19 protein-coding genes are annotated in these 24152 nt (G+C 73.8%); 10 read left to right on the forward strand and 9 right to left on the reverse strand.

From position 1 onward, the window contains the following. Nucleotides 1–86 precede the first annotated feature (86 nt). Together mmuM and WMI84_RS08445 are read left to right on the forward strand one after the other, a co-directional pair. Complete coding sequence (gene mmuM / locus WMI84_RS08440) at nucleotides 87–1010, forward strand: homocysteine S-methyltransferase (protein ID WP_347352144.1); 924 nt, start codon at nucleotides 87–89, stop codon at nucleotides 1008–1010. A gap of 55 nt (nucleotides 1011–1065) precedes the next feature. Beyond that, complete coding sequence (locus WMI84_RS08445; protein WP_347352146.1) at nucleotides 1066–1824, forward strand: pyrimidine reductase family protein; 759 nt, start codon at nucleotides 1066–1068, stop codon at nucleotides 1822–1824. On the opposite strand, the gene WMI84_RS08450 is transcribed toward WMI84_RS08445, so the two are convergent. Continuing rightward, a complete protein-coding gene (locus WMI84_RS08450) occupies nucleotides 1793–3247 on the reverse strand; it encodes a lipase maturation factor family protein (protein ID WP_347352148.1) in 1455 nt (484 codons plus the stop codon). The genes WMI84_RS08445 and WMI84_RS08450 overlap by 32 nt on opposite strands. 332 nt (nucleotides 3248–3579) lie before the next feature. Here WMI84_RS08450 and WMI84_RS08455 point away from each other — a divergent pair, with 332 nt between their 5' ends. Then, entirely contained in the window at nucleotides 3580–4053 is a 474-nt protein-coding gene (locus tag WMI84_RS08455) for a hypothetical protein (RefSeq protein ID WP_347352150.1), read from the forward strand. 65 nt (nucleotides 4054–4118) lie between these two features. Here WMI84_RS08455 and WMI84_RS08460 read toward each other — a convergent pair whose 3' ends face one another. Then, complete coding sequence (locus tag WMI84_RS08460) at nucleotides 4119–9653, reverse strand: carboxyl transferase domain-containing protein (RefSeq protein ID WP_347352152.1); 5535 nt, start codon at nucleotides 9651–9653, stop codon at nucleotides 4119–4121. 184 nt (nucleotides 9654–9837) lie between these two features. Between WMI84_RS08460 and WMI84_RS08465 the strand changes: the two genes are divergently transcribed. Further along, nucleotides 9838–10515, forward strand: coding sequence for a SprT-like domain-containing protein (locus tag WMI84_RS08465; RefSeq protein WP_347352154.1), 678 nt, complete (start codon nucleotides 9838–9840; stop codon nucleotides 10513–10515). A gap of 178 nt (nucleotides 10516–10693) precedes the next feature. Here the strand turns inward: WMI84_RS08465 and WMI84_RS08470 are convergent, their stop codons facing one another. The 4 genes from WMI84_RS08470 to WMI84_RS08485 all read right to left on the reverse strand — a co-directional run bounded on the left by WMI84_RS08470 (nucleotide 10694) and on the right by WMI84_RS08485 (nucleotide 15111). Beyond that, nucleotides 10694–11458, reverse strand: coding sequence for a hypothetical protein (locus tag WMI84_RS08470; RefSeq protein WP_347352156.1), 765 nt, complete (start codon nucleotides 11456–11458; stop codon nucleotides 10694–10696). 5 nt (nucleotides 11459–11463) lie between these two features. Then, nucleotides 11464–11781 (reverse strand): hypothetical protein, encoded by a 318-nt coding sequence (locus WMI84_RS08475; protein ID WP_347352158.1) that lies wholly within the window; start codon nucleotides 11779–11781, stop codon nucleotides 11464–11466. A 209-nt stretch (nucleotides 11782–11990) separates the two neighbouring features. Beyond that, nucleotides 11991–14879, reverse strand: coding sequence for an AAA family ATPase (locus WMI84_RS08480; RefSeq protein ID WP_347352159.1), 2889 nt, complete (start codon nucleotides 14877–14879; stop codon nucleotides 11991–11993). A 64-nt stretch (nucleotides 14880–14943) separates the two neighbouring features. Then, nucleotides 14944–15111: a hypothetical protein gene (locus tag WMI84_RS08485; RefSeq protein WP_347352161.1), complete on the reverse strand. Its 168-nt coding sequence runs from the start codon at nucleotides 15109–15111 to the stop codon at nucleotides 14944–14946. A 264-nt stretch (nucleotides 15112–15375) separates the two neighbouring features. Between WMI84_RS08485 and WMI84_RS08490 the strand changes: the two genes are divergently transcribed. Beyond that, complete coding sequence (locus WMI84_RS08490) at nucleotides 15376–16209, forward strand: hypothetical protein (RefSeq protein WP_347352162.1); 834 nt, start codon at nucleotides 15376–15378, stop codon at nucleotides 16207–16209. A 90-nt stretch (nucleotides 16210–16299) separates the two neighbouring features. Here WMI84_RS08490 and WMI84_RS08495 read toward each other — a convergent pair whose 3' ends face one another. Together WMI84_RS08495 and WMI84_RS08500 are read right to left on the reverse strand one after the other, a co-directional pair. After that, a complete protein-coding gene (locus WMI84_RS08495; RefSeq protein WP_347352164.1) occupies nucleotides 16300–16953 on the reverse strand; it encodes a DNA methyltransferase in 654 nt (217 codons plus the stop codon). Then, nucleotides 16950–17663: a PadR family transcriptional regulator gene (locus WMI84_RS08500; protein WP_347352165.1), complete on the reverse strand. Its 714-nt coding sequence runs from the start codon at nucleotides 17661–17663 to the stop codon at nucleotides 16950–16952. The genes WMI84_RS08495 and WMI84_RS08500 overlap by 4 nt, the downstream gene beginning before the upstream one ends. Nucleotides 17664–17950: 287 nt before the next feature. Here WMI84_RS08500 and WMI84_RS08505 point away from each other — a divergent pair, with 287 nt between their 5' ends. From WMI84_RS08505 to WMI84_RS08515, 3 genes are all read left to right on the forward strand, one after another. Next, nucleotides 17951–18373 (forward strand): ATP-binding protein, encoded by a 423-nt coding sequence (locus WMI84_RS08505; RefSeq protein WP_347352175.1) that lies wholly within the window; start codon nucleotides 17951–17953, stop codon nucleotides 18371–18373. A 62-nt stretch (nucleotides 18374–18435) separates the two neighbouring features. After that, nucleotides 18436–19314: a DUF5926 family protein gene (locus WMI84_RS08510; RefSeq protein ID WP_347352167.1), complete on the forward strand. Its 879-nt coding sequence runs from the start codon at nucleotides 18436–18438 to the stop codon at nucleotides 19312–19314. 53 nt (nucleotides 19315–19367) lie between these two features. Further along, nucleotides 19368–20087: a glycosyltransferase family 2 protein gene (locus WMI84_RS08515; RefSeq protein WP_347352168.1), complete on the forward strand. Its 720-nt coding sequence runs from the start codon at nucleotides 19368–19370 to the stop codon at nucleotides 20085–20087. Nucleotides 20088–20129: 42 nt separating this feature from the next. On the opposite strand, the gene WMI84_RS08520 is transcribed toward WMI84_RS08515, so the two are convergent. Further along, nucleotides 20130–22301: a hypothetical protein gene (locus WMI84_RS08520; protein WP_347352170.1), complete on the reverse strand. Its 2172-nt coding sequence runs from the start codon at nucleotides 22299–22301 to the stop codon at nucleotides 20130–20132. Between the two features lie 89 nt (nucleotides 22302–22390). Between WMI84_RS08520 and pheA the strand changes: the two genes are divergently transcribed. Both pheA and WMI84_RS08530 read left to right on the forward strand, forming a co-directional pair. Further along, a complete protein-coding gene (pheA, locus tag WMI84_RS08525; protein WP_347352172.1) occupies nucleotides 22391–23335 on the forward strand; it encodes a prephenate dehydratase in 945 nt (314 codons plus the stop codon). Between the two features lie 332 nt (nucleotides 23336–23667). Then, nucleotides 23668–24152 (forward strand): hypothetical protein (locus WMI84_RS08530; protein ID WP_347352174.1); only part of this gene is annotated, 485 nt, incomplete at its 3' end.

Raw genomic sequence — 24152 nt, forward strand, 5'->3', positions numbered from 1 at the left:
CGTGGGAGGGTGCGGCTGGGTGCAGGAGCGCCGCAAGCAGCCGGCCGGCATACCCACCCGAGGCGACGGCGCGACATGATGAGGCCATGGACGTCGCGACAGGACCCGGGTCGGTTGTAGTGCTGGACGGGGGCCTGTCGACGGCGCTCGAGCAGCAGGGCGCTCGCCTCGACGGCGACCTGTGGACCGCGCGCCTGCTCGCCGCGGAGCCACAACGGATCGCGGCGGCCCACGTGGCCTTCTTCCGGGCCGGCGCGCAGGTGGCCACCACGGCGAGCTACCAGGCGAGCGTCGAGGGTTTCGTCGCAGCCGGGTACTCCCACGCCGAGGCACGCCGGATGGTCGTCCGCAGCGTCACCATCGCTCGGGAGGTCAGGGACGAGCTCGCCGATCAGGGGCGGCACCTGCAGGTCGCCGCCTCGATCGGCCCGTACGGCGCCTTCCTGGCCGACGGGTCCGAGTACCGGGGCAGCTACGGCGTCTCCAGACAGCGGCTGCGCGACTTCCACCGGGACCGCCTGCAGCTGCTCGCCGAGGCCGGGCCCGACCTCTTCGCCGTCGAGACGATCCCCGACGTCGACGAGGCGGAGGTCCTGGTCGAGCTGCTCGACGAGATCGGGATACCGGCCTGGTTCAGCTACTCGGTCCGAGGCGACACGACCAACGCCGGCCAGCCGCTGGACCGGGCGTATTCCGTTCTCGCGCAGTGCCGCACGCTCGTGGCGGCCGGGGTGAACTGCTCCGGGCAGCACGACGTGCTCGGCGCCGTCCGGGCTGCGGTGGCGGCGACCGGCTTGCCGGCCGTGGCCTACCCGAACCGCGGCGGCAGCTGGGACAGCACGACGAAGCAGTGGACCTACGGCGACCCGCTCGACCTCGGTCTGGTGGAGTCCTGGGTCGCCGCGGGCGTCCGGTACGTCGGCGGCTGCTGCGGCACCGGACCGGCCGACATCGCCGACCTGGCCACACGCGTCGGGCGGCTGTCGCCCGGGAGCGCCGAGACGACCTGAATGACCGCGGACCAGCCGACGAACCGCCCGAACTGAGATGCGCCAGGAGCCCGCAGTGCTGACCCTCACCCAGCTGTACCCCCCACCCGGTGGCGAGGTCGTCGCCACCGACGCCTACTCGGGCCCGCCGGTCGATGCCGGAGACGCCGGCGCGCACGTGCGGGTCAACATGGTCGCGTCGGTCGATGGCGCGGCGACCCTGGCCGGACGGGTCGGTGCGCTCACCGGCCACGCCGACCAGCAGCTGTTGGGGGTGCTCCGGTCGCTGTGTGACGTGCTGCTCGTCGGCGCGGCGACGATCCGCGCCGAAGGGTACGGCCCGATCCGCGCGCTGCCCGAGCTGGCGGACCGGCGCCGGGCGGCCGGACAGCAGCCCGCCCCCCGGCTGGCCGTGCTGAGCAGGTCGCTCGACCTGGACCTCGGGTCGCGAGCATTCACAGCCGCAGTGGCCCGGCCGGTGCTCGTCACCACGGAGCGCGCGGCGCCCGAGCGGGTGGCGGCAGGCCGCGAGGTCGCCGATGTCGTGATCGCCGGCGACGAGTCCGTCGACCTGCGGACCGCACTGCGGCTGCTGGCCGGTCACGGGATGCGCAGCGTCCTGTCCGAGGGCGGCCCCGGTGTGGTGGCGGAGCTGTTCGCGGCCGACCTGGTCGACGAGCTCTGCCTGGCCGTCTCGCCGGTGGTCGTGTCCGGGACCGAGCGGCGGGTCACCAGCGGCCCGCCGCTGCCCCGGCCGGTGCCGCTGCGGCTGGAAGCCGTGTACGAGCGCGACGACTACCTGTTCACCCGCTACGTCCGAGGTCCTCGCGGGTGACCGGCCGCATGAACTCGCCGACCAGCTCGCGCGCCCAGCAGCCCTGTCCGGAGCGGCGTTCGTGCCAGGTCGTGTACCGGTAGCGGTAGAGGCGGGCCCGGACCATCACGGGCGGGCGGTCGCCGAACGGGTTGTGCTGCAGCAGTGCGAGCGTGGCGCGATCCCCGCGCAGCAGCCGCTCGACGAACCGGGGGAACCACGGCATCGCGTACGACGGCGAGATCGCGGCGAACCACATGAGCCAGTCGAGCCGCAGGTGGTACGGCGCGAACTGGCGGGGCCACCGGTGCAGGTCGGTCGGCTTGCCCTTGAACCCGTACTCGCGCCATGTGGGCTCGCCGTCCGGCCCCGGGTCCGCCAGGCCCTCTACGGCGATCTCGTAGCGGACCCGGCCGATGCTCCCGAAGGCGCCGTAGGTGTTGACCAGGTGCAGCGAGTCGAAGGAGGCGTTCATCGCCTGGTCCCGGGAGAGCAGGTTGCGCACGGGGTGACGGCTCAGCACGACGATGACGGCGCTCACCGCGCAGACCAGCACGACCCACCAGAGTGGCCCGCCGAGGGCGGTCGTCGGGGCCGCGCGGCCGGTCCCGACCGGCAGCAGCCGCTCCCAGAAGGCGTCGGGCAGGACGCACAGCCCGAGGACGATCGCCATCCAGTTGAGCCAGGCGAAGTTGCCGCTGAGCACCAGCCAGAGCTGGGTGACCACCATGATCCCGGCGCATACCCCCGACACCGGCTGCGGGAGGAACAGCCCGAACGGCACGAGCAGCTGCGTCCCGTGGTTGGCCAGGACCTCGACCTTGTGCAGCGGCTTGGGCAGGTGGTGGAAGTACCAGCTGAGCGGCCCCGGCATGGGCTGGGTCTCGTGGTGGTAGTAGAGGCACGTCAGGTCACGCCAGCACCGGTCGCCGCGCAGCTTGATCAGCCCGGCGCCGAACTCGAGCCGGAACAGCAGCCAGCGCAGCGCGACGAGCAGCAGCAGCGGAGGAGCGGTCGAGGCGTTGCCGAGGAAGATCGCCAGGAAGCCGGTCTCCAGCAGCAGGCTCTCCCAGCCGAAGCCGTACCAGCGCTGCCCGACGTTGACGATCGACAGGTACAGCGCCCACAGCACCAGCCACACGAGCATCGCGACCGGCAGCGGCACCCGGTCGGTCAGCCCGAGGACCGTCAGGCCGGCCAGGCACACGCCCGTCCAGGCGACGGCGGCGAAGAGCGCGTCCGAGTAGCTCCAGTGGAACAGGCTCGGCGCACGCCGGAACGACACCCGCCGCAGGTAGTCCGGGATCGGCAGCATGCCCGTGCTGCCGAGCAGCGCCCGGAACTGGTTGGCGGCCGAGAGGAACGCGACGAGATAGACGGCCGCCAGCCCCCGTTGGAAGACCAGACGACCGACCCAGTACTCGTCAGCCCGGAACCACTCCACCGCCTACCACGGTAGGGCTTCCCCGCTCGGCCCGCCCGTTCCGGGCGGCCAGCAGTGCGGACGCCAGCAGCCCGGATGCCGCTCGCCCACGCCCGAGCGGACGCCACCAGCAGCTCGCGCTCCCTCAACACCTGCTCCGCTACGGGGAGCAGCGGGCCCCCTGCGTCGCTACGGGGAGCAGCGGGCCCCCTGCTCCGCTGAGGGGAGCAGCGGGCCCCCTGCTCCGCTGGGGGGAGCAGGTGTTGAGGGACCCGGGAGCAGGCGGGTGCCGGGCGTAGATTGGCAGGGCAGGACCGCACGGCACGCGAGGTGGAGGAGACGAGTTGACCGGGATGACAAGCACGGAGCCGACCGGCACGGCGGTGCAGCGCATCGGCCCGGCGCTCGTCATCGCGTTGGCGTCGACGATCGCGGGCGGCCTGGTCGCGGCGGCCAGCGCGCACGCACCGACGGAGTCGGCGAGCTGGGCCGCGGCCTACCTCGTCCTCGTCGGCGGGGTCGGGACGCTCGGGCTGGCGCTGGGCCGCGGGTTCCTATCGCCTGACCGGGTCGAGCGCGCTCGGCTTTCGGGTGAGCTGGTCGCCTGGCTGGCCGGCAACGCCCTGGTCGTCGTGGGCACGCTCGCGGAGCTGACCTGGCTCGTCGACGTCGGCGGCGTGCTGCTCGTCGTGGCGCTGGCCCTGGTCGCGCTCGGTGTTCGGGGCGGGCGGGGCCCGGGTTGGCTCCAGGCCCTGTTCGCCGCGCTCGTCACGGTGCTGCTGGTGAGCATCCCGGTGGGGCTCTTCCTCGCCCGACTGCGCGGCTGAGCCCGCCGCACACCCTGCGCGGCGGGCCCACCCCTGACCGAGCGTCGGGCCCGGTCCGGTCGCGCTCAGGAGCCGGATAGGCCCGCCTCGAGCGCGTCCACGATCCGGGGCCGCAGCTGCGCGGCCTTGATCACCTCGTCGACCGAGCCGACGGCGACCGCCCGGTGGATGCTGTGGATCGAGTCGAACTCCGCGGCCACCTCGCCGAGCTTCTCGGCGCGGACCGTCGCCCGCAGGTCGACCAGCTCGGTCGCGAGCCCGGCCCGCTCGGCGTCGGATGCCGTCGCCAGCCGCTCCTCGAGCCCGGCGACCCGCGGGTCTGCCGCGGTGCGGGCGTCGACGTCCCGGGAGAAGACCACCGCCGCCGCGGGTGCCCCGCCGAGCACCGACGCGAAGGACCCCTCGACGGCCAGGACCGTCATGCCGGGGTTGAGGGTCTTGGAGAACACGACGAACGCGCCACCGTGGTAGCGGGAGATCACCGTGAAGACGATCGGGCCCGCGAAGTTGACGATGGCCCGGCCGATCTCTGCGCCGTACTCGAGCTGGAGGCTGCGCATCGACTCCGGCGAGCCGTCGAAGCCGGACAGGTTGGCCAGGACCACCACGGGCCGGTTCCCGCTCGCGGCGTTGATGGCCCGGGCCACCTTCTTGGACGAGCGGGGGAACAGGGTGCCGGCCGTGTAGCTGTCCGGCCCGTCGGTGGGCGGGAACCCGCGGCGCGGGACCGGCTTGGACTCGATGCCGACCAGGCACACCGGAAAGCCGCCGACGTGCACGTCCTGCACGACCGCGGTCTCGGCATCGGCCATCCCGGCCCACCGCTCCAGGGTGACGTGGTCCTGGTCGCTGAGGGCTCGCATCACGGTGCGGATGTCGAAGGGCTTCTTGCGGTCCGGGTTGGTGACGGCTGAGAAGATGTCCCCGACGGTCGCGAACCCGGCGTCGCCCACGGGGTGCGGGTAGGTCGTGACGTCCCGGTCGCGCGGGTCGGTGGTCTCGGCCCGGCGCGGGCGTGCCTCTCCCGGGGCGACGAACGTGTGGTCGTAGTGCGTCATGAGGATCTCGCGCGCGGTGGCGAGGTCCTTGGCCCAGTACTGGGCCTGCCCGTTCGGCCCCATGACCCGGTCGTAGCCGCCGATGCCGAAGTTGTCCTCGGCCGAGACCCCGCCGGAGAAGTCGAGCGACTGCTTGCCGGTCAGCACCATCGCGCTGTCCGGCGTCATGACCAGGATGCCCTTGGTGTGCATCAGCATGGTCGCCTCGGCGTTCCAGTACGGCTGCGCGCCCACGTTGATCCCCGCCACGACGATGTTGATCTCGCGCCCGGCCTGGGTGAACTCGACGATCCGCTTGAGCGCGCGGGCCACCCAGTCCATGTTCTCGGTGCCCGAGTCCATCGAGATCCGCGCCCCGGAGGAGAGCGAGTACCACTCGACGGGCACCTGCATCCGCTCCGCCAGGTCGAGGGCGGCCACGATCCGGGCGCACTCCGGCTCGGCCACCGAGCCGAGCGAGCGCAGCGGGTCACCGGACAGCACCACGCGCGTGACGCCCTGCGGATGGCGCGCGGTCGGCGTGGAGACGACCCCGACGATGATGCCGGCCTTGTTCAGCCCGGACGGCCGGTTCGCCGGGACGAGCACTCCCGTGTCGTCGAGGTCGTACTCGACACTCGTACCGCCCTCGCCCGCGATCATCGGCTGCAGCTCGTACGGGTACACCACGCCGCGGCGGCGGGCCCGCACGACCTTGGCCGCGTATTCGTCGAGCGGCTTGAGGGTGTCGGTCGCCGGGTGCTCGATGGAGGAGACCACCCCGGAGCCGGGCTGGTAGTAGAACCGTCCGGTGATCGGGGTCGGTGTGCCGCCACCCTCCGGTCTGACGTCGGCCCGGACGAGGACCTCCTCGATGCCGGCCCCGGCGGTCAGCGGCGAGATCTTGCGCTCCAGCGCCGTCAGCTGCTGCAGGTCTGCCTCTATCGTCGGCCAGACCGCGACCCACACGTAGTTCAGGTCCAGGCGGGCGCCCGAGCCGCGCACGGCCCGGGTGCGCCGGATCGCCTCGAGGCAGTTGGCGATCGCGCGTTCGACGTGGGGCAGCCCGGTCACGGCACCGCTCTCGTCCCGGACCACGACCAGCTGGCGCACCTGGGCCAGGGCGACCAGCCGCCGGTCGTCGGGATTGTCCTTGGCGACGCACTCGTAGAGCAGCACGTCCTCGGGAGCCTCGAGCCGCATGATGTCGAAGGGCTTGAGCCGCCACAGGTCGAGCCGGCGCCCCACCATCGGGTGCACGCCGCGGATGAGGCGGTCCTCGGCGAGGCCGTCCGGACCGGGCCGGAAGGTGAAGTAGCCGACCGCGCGGTCCGCACCGGCACCCACCGCGACGGCCACCCGACGCACCTGCTGGGTGAACGGCATACGGGAGAGCGCTTCGAGCAGCCGGGAGCTGGCCTCCTCCGGTGACTCGGGCTGGTCCGGCCAGTCGAGGTAGAGGTCGACGACGGCGTGGTGGCCGGGCGGCCGGCCCTCGACGTCAGCGGCCACCGCCGCCTCGAGCGCGCCGCCGGCGGTCAGCTCGCCGACGCGACCGATCGTCGTGGTGATGTGGGTCGGCCGGGCATCCAGCGTGTAGTCGCCGACGGCGAAGGGCCGCCCGCCCGCCGAGAAGGCGCGCTGGGCGTGCAGGTCGTGACCGCGGTAGTGCCGCTTGATGAGGACCTCGAGCATCGGCTCGTGGGCCGGCAGCTCCACCTCGAGCCGCCGGGTCAGGAAGCGGACGAGCTGCTCGGGGATGGCGGCCAGATCGTCGATCCCGGCGGCGTAGCCCGGCGCGTCGGGGGCGGCCGCCAGGGCGCTGACCTTGTCGCCCACGCCCGCCAGCACGCTGGCACGGTCGGCGTCGACGAGAGGCTGGTCGAACCACCGGAAGCGCGCCGACCGGGCGAGGTCGCCGACGATGGGGAAGCGCAGCTGGGTGGCGACCACGAGCCGGTCGAGCACGTCGCGCGCCGCCGCGTCGTAGGGGGCGGCCGGGACCGGCTCGGTCAGCCAGCGCCGCAGCAGCGCCGTCGCCAGGGCGGTCTCGGGCGCGGAGCGCTGCTGGGCCAGGAAGATCCGGAAGACGGCCTCGTCGAGGGCCGGGGTCCGGTCGAAGTCGGCGACGCCGTAGTGCGCGATGACCCGGCCGAGCTTGGCGCGGAAGTCGTCGGGCAGACCGGCGCGGTCCGGGTCGAGGTTGCGCAGATAGGTGTGGAAGTACTCCTTGGGGCTGTGCACCCGCAGCTCGGTGTGTCGCTCCTCGGCAGCCGGGCGGTTGCGGCTCAGCTCCGCGAAGTCGGTGACCAGCTCGAGCAGCGCGATCTCGGCCGCGATCGGCGTCTCGCCCGCCGCGGCGAGCTCGTCGCGGGCCGCCAGGTAGGCCGTGCGGGGCCGCTTGCCGTTCGACTCGGAGTCGAAGCCCATCACTACGCCGGACAGGTCGGCGACGGCCCGTGCGGCGCGGGTGGCGGGGGACTCGCCGTCGGGCGCCGCCGGAAGGTCGAGGTCGACGGCCGGCGTCTCGTCGGCCGGGCCCGCCTCCTCGTCGTCCCCCGCCGGCTCGAGCCGGATGAGCGGCGCGCCCGTCTCGACCTGCGCGCCGACCATGGCCAGCAGCTCGCGGACCCGCCCGGCGAAGGGGGCCACCAGGACGGTCTCCATCTTCATCGACTCCAGGACGAGGACCGGGGCTCCCGCGGCGACCTCGTCATCGACCTCCACGGGCGTGGCGACCACGAGGGCCGGAGCGGGTGAGCGCATCACACCGCCCTCGTCACGGGTCACCCGGTGCGTGACGCCGTCGACCTCGACCAGGTGGACCGGACCGTGGGTCGCGGTCACCAGACGGTAGCTGCGGCCCGCGACCGTCAGTCGGCTGTGGTAGCGGTCGATCCGGTCCAGGTCGGCCTCGACCGTCTGGGACTCGGCGCCCGCGCCGATGGTGATGCGGTAGTGCGACTGCCCGGTTCGAAGCACGATCACCTTGTACGACGTGCCGCGCAGCTTCAGGTCGATGCCGCGGCCGACCTGGTGCTGGACCTGGGGCCGGCCGCCGCGGGCCGTCTCGAGCAGGCGGGCCCGCTCGATCGACTCGGCGTCCTCGTAGGCCTCGATGCCGGCCGCGACGAGGGCGATGCCGGAGTCGCGGTGCGAGACCAGGCGGCCCTGCTGACGGACGCGGTCGATCCAGCCGGTGTCGGCCCACACCTGCTCCGCATCGGAGCCGGCCGGGTGCCCGACGACCTCGGGCTGCTCGAGCAGGTCGAGGATGAAGGACTTGTTCGTCGAGCCGCCCTCGATGACGACGGTCGTCTCCCGCATGGCGCGTCGCAGCCGGGCCAGGGCGTCCTCGCGGGTGCGTCCGTGGGCGATGATCTTGGCGATCATCGAGTCGAAGTCGGCCGGGATCGAGTCGCCCTCGGCCACGCCGGTGTCGACCCGGATGCCCGGGCCGGCGGGGAAGGTCAGCAGCTCGATCCGGCCCGGGGAGGGCGCGAAGTCGCGGTCCGGGTCCTCGGCGTTGAGTCGGGCCTCGACGGCGTGGCCGAACTCGCCGGGCCGGTCGCCCTCGAGACGGCCGCCGCCGGCCACGTGGATCTGCAGCCGGACGAGGTCGGTGTCGGTGGTCACCTCGGTGATGGGGTGCTCGACCTGCAGCCGGGTGTTGACCTCGAGGAAGGCGAAGAACCGGTCGCTCGGGTGGTAGAGGAACTCGACGGTGCCGGCACCCGCGTAGCCGACGGCGACGGCCAGCCGTTCGGCGCTCGTCTTGACCTGGGCCACCTGCTCCGGGTCGAGCAGCGGCGAGGCGGACTCCTCGATCACCTTCTGGTTGCGCCGCTGGATCGTGCAGTCGCGCACGCCGACCGCCCACGCGGTGCCCTGGCCGTCCCCGATGATCTGGACCTCGATGTGCCGGGCGCCGGTGACGAGCTTCTCGAGGAAGACCACGCCCGAGCCGAACGCCCGTGCCGCCTCGTCGCGGGTGCGTTCGTAGGCGTCGCGCAGGTCGGCGTCGGAGCCGACCCGGCGGATGCCGCGCCCGCCGCCGCCGGCGGTGGCCTTGAGCATGAGCGGGTAGCCGATCCGGGCCGCGGCCGCGGTCGCGTCCTCGAGCGTGTCGACCCCGCCGCGGCTCCACGGGGCGACGGGGACGCCGACCTCCTCGGCGATCAGCTTGCTGCCGATCTTGTCCCCGAGCTTGCGCATCGCCTCCGGGCTGGGGCCGATGAAGGTGACCCCGACCCGCGCGCACAGCTCGGCGAAGCCCGGGTCCTCCGCGACGAAGCCCCAGCCGACCCACGCTGCGTCGGCACCGGTCTCGACCAGCGCCTTCTCCAGGACGGCGTAGTCGAGGTACGGCCGGTTCGCGGCGGGCCCCAGGTTGTAGGCCCGGTCCGCCTCGCGCACGAACATCGCCCGTCGCTCGCCGTCGGTGTGCAGCGCCACCGTCTCGATCTGCGGCCCACCCGGGTCGACCGCGTTGAGGTCACGCACGGCGTGGATGAGCCGCATGGCTGCCTCACCTCGGTTGACGATGGCGATGCGCGAGAACATCTCGGGGGCCTCCTTGGGGGCGGGGGGCAGGTCGACCGTGACGCGATCGCGCCACGGTCCGAGACTGTCACCAATCCGGCCGCTGGGCGAGTACAAGATGCTCCCGGGTCGGCCGCCGAGCCTGCGTCACGGTTGTCGGCGGCCGGACCTACGCTCGGCACGGGGCAGACAGGAGAACGATGACATGGACCCGACCGAGGCACTGGTGCTGGCGCGGCGGCTGGTCCGCGAGCACGGGCTCGACGGGTGGACCGTCGGGCTCGACCGGGCCAAGGCGCGTGCCGCTGCGTGCCACTTCCGCGACCGCCGCATCACGCTGAGCGCTCACCTCACGGCCCTGCATCCGCCGGCCGAGGTCCGCGACTCGATCCTGCACGAGATCGCCCACGCCCTCGTCGGGTCGAAGCACGGTCACGACGAGGTCTGGCGCACCACGGCGCTCGCGATCGGCTCGTCGGGCACCCGCTGTGTACCCGACGGCGGCCCGAAGGTGACCGGCGACTGGTGGGGGCTCTGCCGCGCAGGCCACCGCACGACTCGCCACCGACGTCCCGAGCGGGTGGTTACCTGTGCCCGGTGCTCGCCGACCTTCGACGTGCGCCACCTCGTCGAGTGGACCTTCCGCGGTCGGGACGCGCCGATGCACCCCAACTATGCCGCCGAGCTGCGTGGCCTGCTCGGGGACGGGCCGGCACCGGTCGGTCGTCGGCTCCGCGTCGGCCAGCGGGTCCGGGTCACCGCCCCGGGCGACTTCGAGGGCCGTATCGGCACCATCGTCAAGCGCGGCCGGACCCGGTTCCACATCCGGTCGGCATCCGGGACCCTCACGGTGCCGTTCGCGCTGGTCGAGCCAGTCTGCTGACGGCTTCACACGCGTGGGCGTCAGATCGTCTCTTCGGGGCGCACGCAGGTCGGTGGGCTGACGGCTTCACACGCGTGGGCATCCGCCCGCCATCGCCTGCGGGCCTTGGCCTTCGGGGGTGTCGGGTCGCTCTGGTGAAGTGGCCGGGGACAGACGGCGGGGCCGCGCCGTGGGCGGGTCAGCGTCCGGGTTCCAAGGGCAGCGCCCCGGTCCGGATCGACCTGATCGACTGCGTCAGGTGGTTGTTTCCTCTTGCCTGGATCCAACAGGTCGTCGCGCCTGTGGGGCCCGTCTCCTGGGAGACCTCGAGGTCGGCCGTGAAGCGGCTGAAGTCAGTGTCGACGTACCGGCTGGCGGCCTGGAGGCAGTTGATGGCCCTGGTGTCGGTCGGGGCCCGGACGAGGACAGCCTCGCGAGTGTGCGGCTGGTCGCACCCAACGACGGTTTGTGGCACGTCCTGGAAGCAGAGGCGCGCGAAGTCTCCTGCTCTGGTGGCGAGAATCTTCGCCAACGATCCCGAGCGGTTCCCGTCCAGCTGCGCCACGCACACCTCCGTGCCCGGGATCTGCGACGTCGAGAACGCCGCCCGCAGCACCTCCGTGGAGGGGTCGCCTCCGGCGAACCGGATGAGCCTGGTCGGGTCGCAGTCACCCTGCACGGCGATGACCTCTCGGTTGTGGGGCCGGTCGCAAGCGATGGGAGTGTCGCCATCCAGGCAGGTACCCGCGTCGAACACGGCCGTCGAGTTTCTTGGCCAGGGAGCACCGCGGGAGGACGTGGTGGGACCGACGGGGAGCGTGACCGACAAGGATGTGGCAGGCTCGGCAGGCGGCTCATGCGATGAGCTCGGCGGCGCGAACACCTGCATTCCCGCGAACACCGCGCCTGCGACCGCGGCCAGACCGACCACAAAGCCGCCGACAGCCTTGATGGACAAGGGCATCTCACTCAGCTCAGGCTGCCGTCGAAGATGACCGCACGCACTGATCCGGTGCAGTCGCCATCTCGTCGCGTCTGTCCGAGCGAGATCTCCAGCGCGTTGACTCCTTCGACCTTGACGTTGAAGTCCTGCACCCGGTTGAACGGAATGTTCCGCACGTCGAGCTGCTTGCCGTTGGCCGGAATGGCTACCGACAAGATGTTCTTGGACGTATCCGAGTCGTTGGCCTGTCCGACGCTGAACTTCACCCGGTCGAACTTGTTCGCGAGCCGCATCTCGAGCGCCTGGGCCGCTTCGTTGTCACACTCGCCTATCTGGGCGGTCACGCCTTGCACCTGCCCTTGGTCTGCGACGTCGTACCGACCCTCTGTCCACGCGTCGGACGGCTCGAAGAAGGCATCGAGTCCCAAGGGCTGACCCGCGGTCAGTGCCGGTAGCGGACTCGTGGCCGGTGCCCCGTCGTCCGAGGGAGCCACCTTCGCGTCCGTGGTTACCGAGCCGGACGAACAAGGCAAGCGGCGAGATCCTCGTCACGTCAGGGGATCAGGTTCCGGTCGTGGGCGATCGCAGCCGCCTCCGTGCGGCTCGCCGCGCCGAGCTTGGCCAGCACGTTGGAGACGTGCACGCTGACGGTCTTCGTGCTGATGAACAGCTGCCGCCCGATCTGGCCGTTGCTGAGGCCGCGGGCGACGAGACCGAGCACCTCGACCTCGCGAGCCGTGAGGTCCGGCGCGTCGCGGAGCGATACAGCGCTCGGCAGTATGCCGTCCAGCTCGGCCAGCAGCGGGCGTGCCCCCAGGCGACGGGCCACCTGCCGGGCCGACTCGACCGTGGCCCGGGCACCGACGTCGTCGCCGGCCGCGTGCCGGGCCGCGGCCAGCCCGGCCTGTGACCGGGCCACCTCGAAGACCTCGCCGTACCGCTCGAACGCTGCGACGCTCGCCGACCAGGCGGCGACGAGGGCTTCCGCGGTGACCGTCGCGGCGTCGGGTGCGGGCCGGCCGAGCAGCCACCGCAGGCGCAGCGCCTCGGCCCGGGTCCGGGCCAGCCACGCCCACGACTCGACGTCGGTCTCGGGTGACACCACCAGGCTCTCGGCCCGTTCGAGCAAGGTCGTGGTCAGTTCCAGCATCCGCCGTCGCAGCCTGGCGTCGGCGCCGCGTGCCGCGCGGGCGCTCTGCCCGGCGACCAGGGCCGCCAGCCGGATCGCGATGTGCTCGCGCGGGCCCCACAGCCCGTCCAGCGTCGCGAGGATGTCCTCCGCGAGGTCGAGTGCGTCCGTGACCCGGCCCTCCTGCCCGAGCAGGTCGATCGCGGTGACGCTGTACACCGCGGTGACCCCGTCGACCCGCCATGCGGCGCGCAGCTCGGCCAGCACCTCAGGCCCCACCGGCTCGCCGCGGCCGGTGGCCACCGCGAGCCGGGAGCCCAGGAAGTAGCGGCGGGTCATCTCCGGCAGCCGCCGGTCGCCGAGGTCCCAGCGGCGCAGCGCGCCGTCCCAGTCGCCGAGCTGGTAGGCGACCAGGCCGGCCAGCAGGCGACACTCCAGGCCGAACGGGGCGAGATCCAGGTGCAGCCGCTCGGCGACACGGGCCCCGTCGTCGTAGGTCGTCAGCGCCGCGCCCAGGTCACCCCGCCGCAGGCGAACCGACCCGAGCCGGTGCAGCACCCGGACCCGCACCGGCTCGTCGTCGGGTGTCTGGGCCAGCAGTGCCTCCAGCTGGTCCTCGACGGCGACGAGGTCGTGGCGCCGCTCGACGAGACGGATCAGGATCGCCCGCACCTCGGCAGCGGCGCGGGGCAACCGGAGCTCCTCGGCCAGCCGGGTGACCTCCTCGGTGCGGGCGGTGACCTCGGCGATCTCGGCGGCACCGCCGCAGTCGACCAGCGCCTGCAGCCGGGCCGTGAGCACCCGCACGCGCCGCTCCGACGGCTCCGGGCCGACCAGGTCCAGCGCCTCTGCGGTCAGGGCGAGCGGGTCGTGCGGCAGGTCGAGGATCCGTGAGCCGAGGGCGTAGCGGGCCAGCAGGTCGGCTCGCGTCCGGCGGGGCTGCGCGCGGCCGGGGTGGTCGAGCCGGTCGCGGAGCAGGCCGACCGCACGGACGGGGTCACCGGCCAGCAGCGCCGCCTCGGCAGCGGTCACGGTGACCTCGTCGCGTGCCGGGTCGTCCTCGTCGAGCCAGCACAGCGCCCGCTCCAGGTGGCCGAGGGCGTCCTGGGGCCCACCGACCGCGAGGGCGGCCCGGGCGGCGGCCCGGGACGCCGTGACCGCCGTCGGCAGGTCTCCCACGGCGGCGGCGTGGCGGGCCAGCTCGGCCACGGGGCCCAGCCGCGGGTGCTCGGCCAGCACGGCGGCATACGCCCGGTGCAGCCGCAGCCGCTCACCGGGCAGCAGGGAGTCCGTGACCGACTCTCGAAGCAGCGCGTGACGGAAGGTGTAGGCCGGCGGCCAGCTCGTCTCGAGCACGTGGTGCTCGACGGCTGCGCCGACCGCCTCTTCGAGACGGTGGTCGGGCAGGTCGACGACCCGGGCCAGCAGCTCGTGTCCGATCCCGTGACCGCCGACCGCGACGGCGGCCACGACCAGCTGCGCCTCGTCTGGCAGGGCCTCGACCCGTGCGCGCAGCACTCGGGTCAGGTCGCCGGTCAGCCCCCGCCCGGCACCGGCGCTGGCGGCGAGCTGCTCGGCGAAGAAGGGGTTGCCCTGCGCGCGCCGGGCGATCTCGCCGGCCACGCCGGCCTCGAGGTGGGCGCCGTCGAGCGTGGTGACGAGCTCGCGCACCGTGGCGTCCGCCAGCCCCTCGAGCTCGAGGTGGCCCACGCCGTCGACCCTGGCCCAGACCGCCAGGGTCTCGTGGAGCGGGTGGCGCCGGTGCAGGTCGTCGGACCGGTAGCTGACCACCAGCCCGACCGGGGTCGGGAAGCCCCGGGTCAGCAGCACCGTGAGCAGGTCACGCGACGAGTGGTCGGCCCAGTGCACGTCCTCGATGACGGCCAGGATCGGGCGGTCGGCCCCCAGGGCCGACAACAGGGCGTGGATCGCGGCGGCCACACCGGCCGGCTCGGTGCCGGTCCCGGGCACGTCCGGTCGACCCAGGATGGGCAGCAGGTGGCCGAGTGCCGGGTGCAGCGCGGCCACCTGCGCGACGATCTCGGGAGCCTGCGCCTCGAGTGCGGTGACCAGCTCGACGAACGGCAGGTATGCCAACGCGCTGCCCGCCTGCCCGACACAGTGCCCGACCGCGGTGCGCCAACCCCGCTCCGAGGCGTCCGCGACGAGCCGGGCCACGAGCCGGGACTTGCCGATGCCGGCGTCACCGGACAACACGACGCTGCCGCCGTCGGCGCCCTCGAGCCCGACGGCGGCAGCGAGCCTTCCGAGCTCGACGGCCCGGCCGAGAAGCGGACCTGCCCTGAACGGCATGCCACCAAGTGTCCGCCCTCCCGGCGCCGGGTGGGCCGACAGCGGCACGGCCGGCACGGCGTCACTACCGGTCGGCCGCCCCGTGGGTCTCCTCCCAGCGGCGCCGCCGCATCGTGCGCGCGATGACGGTCAGCGACGAGTCCGGGCGCTCCCGGCGCAGGTTCCGCCGACCGTAGCGGTGCTCGATCTCGGCCTTGGCGAGGTACAGGTCGCCGAGGTTGTTCGTGTTCATGATGGCTCCTCCGCCGTGGTTTCCGGACCTCTCCACGGTCGGCTCCTGAGGTAGCCGAGCACATCGGGCAGGGTGCGTATCCCGTTCCGGCGCGGGCTACCTCAGACGGCTCGGGCGAGGTCGGCGGCACGCTGCGGCAGCCCGGGTCTCGCGTCCACCAGCCGGGCGGAATGGCCCGGCCCGGGGGCCCTCGGCTAGACTGGAGCAGGACCGGCAAGGGCGGCGGTACCGCTTTCACCGACCCCCGACCACAGGCTGCCCGTAATGTCACCCACCTCGTCCCCGCCCTCCGTCTCTCCATCCCCGTCGTCCTCGCGCGAGCCCGATCACGCCCGCAAGGACGCGTCGGCGGCGTCGTCCGAGCCCGACTCCGAGCGGTTCTTCGGGCTCAGCACCGCGCAGGTGACCGGCAGCGCACTCGCGGCGGGCACCTCCGCGTACGCGGCCAGCCACCTGGGTGTCGCCGGGACGCTCATCGGGGCGCTGGTCGGCTCGATCATCGCGACCGTAGCGGCTGCCGTGTACAGCCACTCGCTGCGGCGGGCCGGTCAACACCTGAAGGTGCTTCGCCCCGGACAGCAGCCACCCAGCGACCAGGTGGGCCGGTCCACGCCCACGGGTACCACTCGGCCGGTGTCGGCCGGTGCCGGCGTGAACCGGACGGTGCGCCGGCGCACCTGGCCGCGGGTCGCGGTCGGCGTGCTCGCCGGGGCGGTGCTCGCGCTCGCCGTGATCACCGGCGTCGAGGGCCTGCTCGGCCATCCGCTGTCCGACTCCGCCCAGCGTGGCACGTCCATCGGGGAGGTGCTGGGACGCTCGGGTGGTCCGGCGCACCAGCCTGCCCAGGTGGACACCCCGACGCCGTCATCGACCACGCCCGGGTCGCTGCCCACTCCGACGGACACCGTCGCACCGGGGGATCAGCAGGCCCCCGTGCAGCCGGCGGGTGGCGCCTCGTCCGAGCCGCCGACCGCCCCGCCGGCGACACCCGAGCCCTCGCAGACCGCCCCGGACGAGGCCAGCACCGCTCCGGTCGTCCCGACGCAGCCCGGCGCCTCGAGCCCGGCCGACCCCGGCCTCGCCCCGCCGGTCGGCTGAGCCCCGACGCCGGTCGGCTGAGCCGTCGACCGGGCCCCGTCACGGCGGGGTCCGGACGGCTCGACGCACTCCCGGCGGCTCGGCCGCAGCTCAACCGTCCCGCCGGAAGGTCAGCAGGTAGTCGCCCGTGAAGTCGTGTGGCAGCCGGTCCCAGCACACGACGGTCTCCCGGACGAACGGCAGCACCCGGCCGACGACGCGCGCCAGGTCCCAGGCCAGGGCGGTCGTGTGGCCGGCGTGCCGGATGTTGGCGACGTTGAGCACCAGGTGACCGCCGGGCCTGAGCAGCCCCCGCAGCTGACGGGCGATGTCCTGCAGAGCGGCCAGATAGGTCCGGTAGTCGCCGCCGACCAGCTCGTAGGCCGTGAGCGGGTCGTGCGGGTGGTCGTTGGCGGTGCGGTACGGCGGCGAGGTCAGGCAGAGGTCGAAGGGGCCGGAGACGAGCCGGTTCAGCCCGCGCGCGTCGCCCTCGACCAGGGTGGCATCAGGCGCGCGGCGCCAGCACGCGGCCACCCGCTCGGGCAGCAGCTCGACCCCGGTCGCCCGACGCCCGAGCCGCTGTGCCACCGCGAGCGTGGTGCCGAAGCCCGCGAATGGATCGAGCACGCGGCCGCCGGCCACCGTCAGCGGCTCGATGACGGCGGCGGCGACCGCCTCGGTGAAGTGGACGTCCTCCTCCGACCCGCTGACCCGTTCGGCCACCAGCTCGGCCTGCGTCGCGCCGACATATGCGGGCAGGGTCATGAGTCCGCGTCGTCGGGGACCTCCTCGGCCACCACCACGTTCTCGTCGGCGAGCAGCTCGTAGAGCCGGCGCCGGGTCTCCGCGAGGATCTCCGCGGCGTCGGCGCGCTGCTGCTCCGTGCCGCTGACCATCACCTGCCAGACGGCACCGATGACCTGCCCGATGACGCGCTCGAAGCCGCTTCCCATCGGCTGGCCACGCTCGGAGCGGGCCCGCCCGGACTCGAACGGCTCCCAGGTCTCGTCGAGCTCGTCCTCGTGCGCCTCGACGTACTGACGGCCCGCGTCGGTCAGCCGCAGGACCCGACGGCCGCCCTCGTCGATGCCCATGATCAGGCCCTCGTCCTCGAGCTGCTGGATGGTGGGGTAGACCGATCCCGGGCTCGGCTTCCAGGCGCCGCCACTGCGCTCGGCGATCTGCTGGATGACCTGGTAGCCGTTCATCGGCTCGTCGGCGAGCACCGCCAGGATCGCCGAGCGGACGTCGCCCCGGCGAACCTTCGGGCGCCGCGGCGGCGCGATGTCCGGCCCCCCGAAGCTGCGGATGACGTCGCGGATCCAGGGTGGCGGCCCGTGCCGGTGCCCGCCGCCCCAGCCGGGGGGCCCCCAGGGCGGTCCGCCGCCCCACGCCCCGCCGCCCCAGGCGCCGCCGCGACCTCGGCCGCCCCAGCCGCCGCCCCAGGGACCCTCGTTCTCGTTCGTGCCGTTCATGACTTCTCCTCGGGTGAGGACCGTGTTCCGTCAACACAGTCGCGATATGACGACGATATATCGACGACTGCCAAGTCGGCTAGTGGCAGAACCCGGATACGTCTCTATCGAAGGGTCTAATGAAAACCGTATACAGCGGCATACGGACTTATCGTCATAGAACGGTCGGTCGTTCGTCATCCATGGGAATATGGTTGTCGTAGTGCGAACGCACCATGGCGAGCCGGCACGCAGGAGGGGAAGTGGCGAGCACGCAGGGTGAGCGCGGCCACGTCAACGGCAGCGGCATCTCGCCCCCGACGACGGACCGGCGGACGGTGCGGATTCCGTGGGCCCCGTCGGCGGCCCCGCGCGTCCGGCGGACGCTGGTCGAGGACCTCACCGACCGGGGGATCGACGGCGAGGTCATCAACGAGGCCGAGATCGTCGTCAGCGAGCTGGTCGCCAACGCGGTGCGCCACGCGCGTCCGCTCTCGGACGGCTCGATCCGGGTCCACTGGAAGGTCCGCAACGGCGTCGTCGAGGTCGAGGTGTCCGACGGCGGCGGTCCCACCGCGCCCAAGCCGTCACCGCGCACCACCTGGGGCCTGAGCGGGCGGGGCCTGCGGATCGTGCGCTCGCTGGCGCACGAGTGGGGCGTCGCCGACGACGCGGCCGGCCGCACGGTGTGGGCCTCGCTCGGCGGCCCCTCGCGCCGCCGCACCCACTGACCTTTCCGGATGCCGCCCACCGCGCTCTCGCGGTGCGCCCGCTCCCGTTAGGGTTGCCACCCATGGGCAAGGCTTCCCGACGTCCCCGTACCCCGCGCGCGCCGCGACCGGCGCTTGCGCCCTTCGTCTCCCGCCCCTTCGAGGGCCTGCCCGACGAGACCGAGTGGGTCGCGATGCGCGAGATCGTGCCCGCGGCCACCGCGACCGTGCGCTTCGCCTCCGGACGCGCACCCGAGGGGGCGCCCGACACGGTGACGATCGCGACCGTCCTGCCGCTGGCCTGGCCGGGCCTGCACCGGGAGTCCGGCGAGGTGCTGGTCGGCATCCAGTCGGGCAGCGCGAGCGGGGACACCAGCCGCGACATCGCCCTGGCCATCCTGCTGTCGGTCGCGGCCGAGCCGGGCCACCCGGTGGAGACCCAGCCGCTGTCCACCGCCGAGACCCCGCGCCTGCAGGACCTGCTCGACCTGACCGCCCCGCTCGAGGTCAGCGTCCACGACGGGTTCGACTTCTGGGTCACCGGGGTCGATCTGGACACCGAGGCGCAGGCCTCGCTCGAGCGGGCGAACGAGTCGGCCATCCCCACGACGCGCGTCGCCGCCGTCGCGTCGTGCTACTGGTGCCGGATCGGCGACCGCACCTACGTGCGCTGGGTCCTGCCCCACGACGAGGACACCGCGACCACGGCCCTGGCTCGGCTGCACGCCGCCGGCGCCAGCTCCCTCGGTGGCTCCGGCCGGCTGCTGGGCTGCTTCCGCTCGAGCGGGCTGCTCATCCCCGTCTGGGACGTCGACCCGGCCGTCGCGGCGAGCGACTTCGCGGAGCCGGTGGCCCGGATGCGCGAGCGGCTCGAGTCCGCCGCGGCCCGGACCGAGCCGCTCGACGCCGCCGAACGAGGTGCGCGGGCGGGCCTGACCAACCGACAGGTGACACTCCGCTGAGCACGCAGGCGGCGGACCTCGGCCCGGACGGCACGCCGGTCCTCGAGACCGTCGTGGCCGTGGTCCCGGCCCGGGACGAGGCCGACCGGATCGCGGCGACCGTGACGGCGGTCCGGGACGTACCGGGTGTCGCGACGGTCATCGTCGTGGACGACGGGTCCACCGACGCGACCGCCCGGCTCGCCCTGGCGGCCGGCGCCGAGCTGGTCCGGCACGCGCGCAACCACGGCAAGGCCGACGCGATGATGAGCGGCCTGGGCCGAGCGGCCGGACTGCGTCGGGTGGGCCGGCTCCCCGGCGGGGTGGCCGTCCTGTTCGTCGATGCCGACCTGGCCGACTCGGCCCGCTCGCTCGGGGCCCTCGTCGAGCCCGTGATGGCCGGACACGCCGACCTGACCGTCGCCACACTGCCGCCGCAGCGCACCGCGGGCGGCGGGCACGGTCTGGTCGTCGACCTCGCGAGACGCGGGATCAAGGAGCTGACCGGCTGGACTCCGGTGCAGCCCCTGTCCGGCATGCGGTGCCTCTCGCCCGCTGCGGTGGCCGCCGCGACGCCGTTCGCCCGGGGGTGGGGGGTCGAGGTCGGCATGACCGTCGACGTGCTCGCCGCGGGCCTGGTCGTGCGCGAGGTGCCGTGCGAGCTGCAGCACCGGGTCACCGGGTCCGACTGGCGTGGCCAGGTCCACCGGGCCGCGCAGTACCGCGACGTCGCGCTGGCGCTCGCCGTGCGCCGTCTGCGGCGCCGCCTCGGCGGCCACCCCCGGGTCCCCTGACCGCGGCACCCGCCGCGCACAGACCCGTCGGCCCGACGGGGACTACGGCACGTTCGACGGGGACCGGGGCACGTTGCAGCGCAGCTCGGTTGCCGCGAGCTGCATCGTCGCGGCGATCGTGCCGGGCACGACGAGGATCGCGGCGACCGGCGGGACGGCGATCCCGGAGTCGTTGGTCAGCAGCCCGATGACCGACATGACGACCACGGCGAGCAGGCCGGTCCGCAGCAGCGGGGTCGCGGTGCACAGCCGGGCGAAGGCGCCGGTCCCCAGCCGGCCGGGGTGCAGCACCACGACCACGAACGGGACCAGCACGGCCACGACGACGGCGAACAGGACCGGCATCGACAGGCCGAGCTCGACGTTGGCCAGGAACTTGCGCGAGACGATCGCCCAGGCATCCCCGTCGATGATCGACTGGACGAACCGGCCGGGGTGCGAGCGCTGGGCAGGCGGGCGCAGCCAGTCGAGCCACGACACGAGCCCGACGACGAGCACCGCGATCGCCGCGACACCGGCGAGGTTGCGCACCGACGTCCGCACCCCGGCGACGGCCAGCAGCAGGATGCCCAGGGCCGGCACCAGCGCGAGCGGCCCGCCGAAGTCGGCACCCCACGCGGGCAGCACGTCGACGGCGACCGCGAGCACCGCCACGGCCGTCACGACGCCGACCGCTGCGCCGCGCCGTCCGCGACGGGTCAGGGCGTGCCCGAGCCCGGCGCAGAGGACGAGCACGGCCGCGCCGTACAACGCGAACGCGACGTTGCCCATCCCGTAGAACCGGCCGCCCACCAGCGGCTGGAGCCCGAAGATCGAGGCCACCTGCAGGTTCGAGCCGGTGACCAGGTCGGCCCCGATGACCCCGGCGGTGATCGCGCACAGCGCGGTGACCGGTCCGAGCGCCGAGCCGCCCCAGGGGCCGCGGGCGGCGATCGCGGTCAGGACGACGGAGACCGCCAGAACGAGGGCGGTGAAGACGGCCACGAGCAGCCCCACGCCCTCGGCGCGCCACCACGGCACCAGGTCGGCCAGGAAGGTCGCCGCCGGCATGGCGGCGCTGACCAGCCCGACCACGACCGCCCACCGGGCCAGGCGCAGCCGCCGGGCCCGGGCCCCCGGCCCGGCCCGGTGCCAGGCGGTCGCGAGCGCGACGAACACCAGCAGCACGACCCCGAGCCAGAGGAGCAGGAAGGGCACCTCGACGACCTGCTTCGCGTCGGCCTTGGCGGCCAGGTCGGTCAGCAGGGTCAGCCTGCCCGCGACCGCAGCCGCGCTGTCGTCCGGCGACGGGATGACGTGCAGCGGGCGCCCGCCGGTCTCCTGCACCGGGTTCGCGCCCCCGCGCGCCAGGACGGTGGCGGTCACGTCGGACAGCTGGGTGATGCCGGTCAAGCGGGTCGAGGCCGACGTGAGCAGTCCCGCGGGGTACTGCGGTCCCAGCGCTGCCAGGATGCGCAGCCCCTGCCGACCGTCGCGGTCCGAGATACCGACCACGAGCACGTCGGCCCCGGCCGGGGCCGCCGCGAGGACCTCGCCGATGCGCCGGTCGAGCGAGCCGAGCTGTTCGGTCGGCGCGTCCGGGCCCGCCCCGGTCGCGGCGAGGGCACCCACGTCGACGAGCGAGACCGGGCACCGGGCGAGGTCCGCGGTGAGGCCGGCCACGAGGAAGGGCGCGTAGCGCGCGACCCGGCCGTCCGAGGTCGCCGCGGCCAGCGCCGCCCCCGGGCCGACCGCTTGGACACACGTCCCCGCGCGGGCCAGGCTGTCGCCCAGCAGCCCGAGGTGGGCGGCATACGGGCCCTCGGCGGAGGCGCGGGCGATGGTGTCGAACCCCGCCACCTGCCATCCGGTCGACCGGCCGCCGGTCACCTGGGGCAGGGTGCCGCAGCGCGCGGACGCGGGCGCGCCGGCGGCCTCGCCCGCGCCTAGGGTGGCCCAGCCGTCCGTCGGGCAGGTCGTCGCGTGCAGCGTCTTGACGGACACCGTCGCCGTGGCACCGTGGCGCAGCATCCGCCAGACGGTCGGGGTCCCCGCCGCGGACACGTCGTCCCAGGACACCCCGCCGACGCCGACCACGACGAGGGACTGCCCCGGCCGGGGTGCCTGCGTCGGCGGGACCGGGATCGCGGGGCGGGCCACGTAGGCCCAGGCCAGCGCCGCCACGACCAGGGTCAACGTCACGACCAGTGACGTGGTCGGGTGCCGGCGGATCACGACCCACAGGCTAACCGGCGGGGCGGCACCGCCCCGGGCACGCAGCCGGACGCGACGGCGGGCCGGCCCGCCCGGCTACTCTGCGGCACATGACGCCCCGCACCCCGGACGAGCTGAGTCGGATCGCCTACCTCGGCCCGCGCGGCACCTTCTGCCAGATGGCGCTGGTCGCCTGGGCGGGCGACCGCGTGGTCGAGCAGGTCCCGCACCCGTCGGTGCCCGCCGCGCTCGGCGCGCTGCGCACGGGGCAGGCCGACGCGGCGATGGTCCCCATCGAGAACTCGGTCGAGGGTGGGGTCTCGGCGACGCTCGACGCGCTGGCCAGCGGCGACCCGCTCGTGATCATCGGCGAGGTGCTCGTGCCCATCACGTTCGTGCTGTGCGCCCCGGAGGGTATGCCGCTGAGCCGGGTGCGCGCCGTCGGCACCCACTCGCACGCCTGGGCCCAGGTGCGGGGGTGGATGGCCGCGCACCTGCCCGAGGCGACCTACGTGCCGACGCTGTCGACGGCGGGCGCGGCCGAGGACCTCGCGGGTGGCGCGGGGACCGTCTACGACGCCGCCGTCTGTGCCCCGGTGGCCGCCGCGAACGTCGGGCTCGCGGTGCTGGCGCACGACATCGGCGACACCCGGACGGCCGTGACGCGGTTCGCGCTCGTGACCCGGCCCGGCACGCTGCCGGAGCCGACCGGGGCGGACAAGACCACCGTCGTGCTCTACCAGAAGACGGACCGGGCCGGCGGGCTGGTCGAGCTGCTCGAGCAGTTCGCGGTGCGCGGGGTCAACATGACCCGGCTCGAGTCGCGCCCGACCGGCGAGGCGATGGGCAGCTACTGCTTCTCGATCGACTTCGAGGGTCACGTGCGCGACGCCCGGGTCGGGGAGACCCTGATGAGCCTGAAGCGGGTCTGCGCCGACGTCCGCTACCTCGGGTCCTACCCGCGGGCCGACGGCGTGGCCACCCACGCCCGACCCGGCACCAGCGACCTCGACTTCGCCCACGCGCAGGCCTGGCTGGACCGGCTGCGCGCCTGACGACCAGAGTGGAGCGGCCGGGCCTCCCCGCTTCCCCCGCTGCGGCCCCAACGGAAGCCCGGCCTCATTCCCCTCTGTTTCCCTCCACCCAGTCAGAGAAGCCGGCCCGCATCCTGATACGTCCGGCGACGAGGAAATTGTTCGGGTTTGTGGGCCGGTGTATCAGAACCGGCCCCACGGGCTCTGTGCGGGTGGAAGGCTCGAGCCGACGCCGGGGAGGGGTTCGCCGAAACCCGACCGTGCGCGATCGAGCCGACCGATCGAACCTGAGCTTCATCGAACCTGACGTGACCGACCTGACGTGATCGACCCTGACGAGGAGGCCTCCGCCCATGTCCGAGCAGCCGGACAACACCGCCGACCTACCACAGCTGCGGGTGCTGGACCCGACCGCCGCGGCCCGGACCACCTCCGGCGGGCCCCCGTCGCCGACGCTCTACATCCCGAACCGGCTGCTCGTCTCCGGCTTCCCGGCCACCGAGCGGGACCTGGGCCTGGTGGAGCTCGGGTCAGCGCTCCAGCCGCTGGGCCTCAGCGCGCGCCACACTGCGAAGACGCGGCGTCGGATCGAGCGGCTGAGCGGCACCCGGGGGCGCCAGCGCCAGATCCTCGACCAGATCTGGGTCTCCACCGTGGTGCTGGAGCAGCAGACGCCGGGCGCCCCGGCCCCGGACGCCTGGGCGGTCCTGCAGCAGCTGCGCGCCGGCGACAGCGCGCCCAGGGGGGTCGTCGACCGGCTGAGCCTGGAGCACGTCGTGCGACCGGCCGGCTACTGGGGCGGGATCGGCTACTGGGGCGGGATCGGCTACTGGGGCGG

This window comes from Intrasporangium sp. (assembly GCF_039812505.1).
GTDB lineage: Bacteria > Actinomycetota > Actinomycetes > Actinomycetales > Dermatophilaceae > Intrasporangium_A.

What these genes read in the sequence shown, in the direction of transcription:
- mmuM (WP_347352144.1), top strand. Translation starts at nt 87, where the DNA reads ATGGACGTCGCGACAGGACCCGGGTCGGTTGTAGTGCTGGACGGGGGC.
- WMI84_RS08455 (WP_347352150.1), top strand. Translation starts at nt 3,580, where the DNA reads ATGACAAGCACGGAGCCGACCGGCACGGCGGTGCAGCGCATCGGCCCG.
- WMI84_RS08460 (WP_347352152.1), bottom strand. Translation starts at nt 9,653, where the DNA reads ATGTTCTCGCGCATCGCCATCGTCAACCGAGGTGAGGCAGCCATGCGG.
- WMI84_RS08465 (WP_347352154.1), top strand. Translation starts at nt 9,838, where the DNA reads ATGGACCCGACCGAGGCACTGGTGCTGGCGCGGCGGCTGGTCCGCGAG.
- WMI84_RS08470 (WP_347352156.1), bottom strand. Translation starts at nt 11,458, where the DNA reads ATGCCCTTGTCCATCAAGGCTGTCGGCGGCTTTGTGGTCGGTCTGGCC.
- WMI84_RS08480 (WP_347352159.1), bottom strand. Translation starts at nt 14,879, where the DNA reads ATGCCGTTCAGGGCAGGTCCGCTTCTCGGCCGGGCCGTCGAGCTCGGA.
- WMI84_RS08485 (WP_347352161.1), bottom strand. Translation starts at nt 15,111, where the DNA reads ATGAACACGAACAACCTCGGCGACCTGTACCTCGCCAAGGCCGAGATC.
- WMI84_RS08490 (WP_347352162.1), top strand. Translation starts at nt 15,376, where the DNA reads ATGTCACCCACCTCGTCCCCGCCCTCCGTCTCTCCATCCCCGTCGTCC.
- WMI84_RS08495 (WP_347352164.1), bottom strand. Translation starts at nt 16,953, where the DNA reads ATGACCCTGCCCGCATATGTCGGCGCGACGCAGGCCGAGCTGGTGGCC.
- WMI84_RS08500 (WP_347352165.1), bottom strand. Translation starts at nt 17,663, where the DNA reads ATGAACGGCACGAACGAGAACGAGGGTCCCTGGGGCGGCGGCTGGGGC.
- WMI84_RS08510 (WP_347352167.1), top strand. Translation starts at nt 18,436, where the DNA reads ATGGGCAAGGCTTCCCGACGTCCCCGTACCCCGCGCGCGCCGCGACCG.
- pheA (WP_347352172.1), top strand. Translation starts at nt 22,391, where the DNA reads ATGACGCCCCGCACCCCGGACGAGCTGAGTCGGATCGCCTACCTCGGC.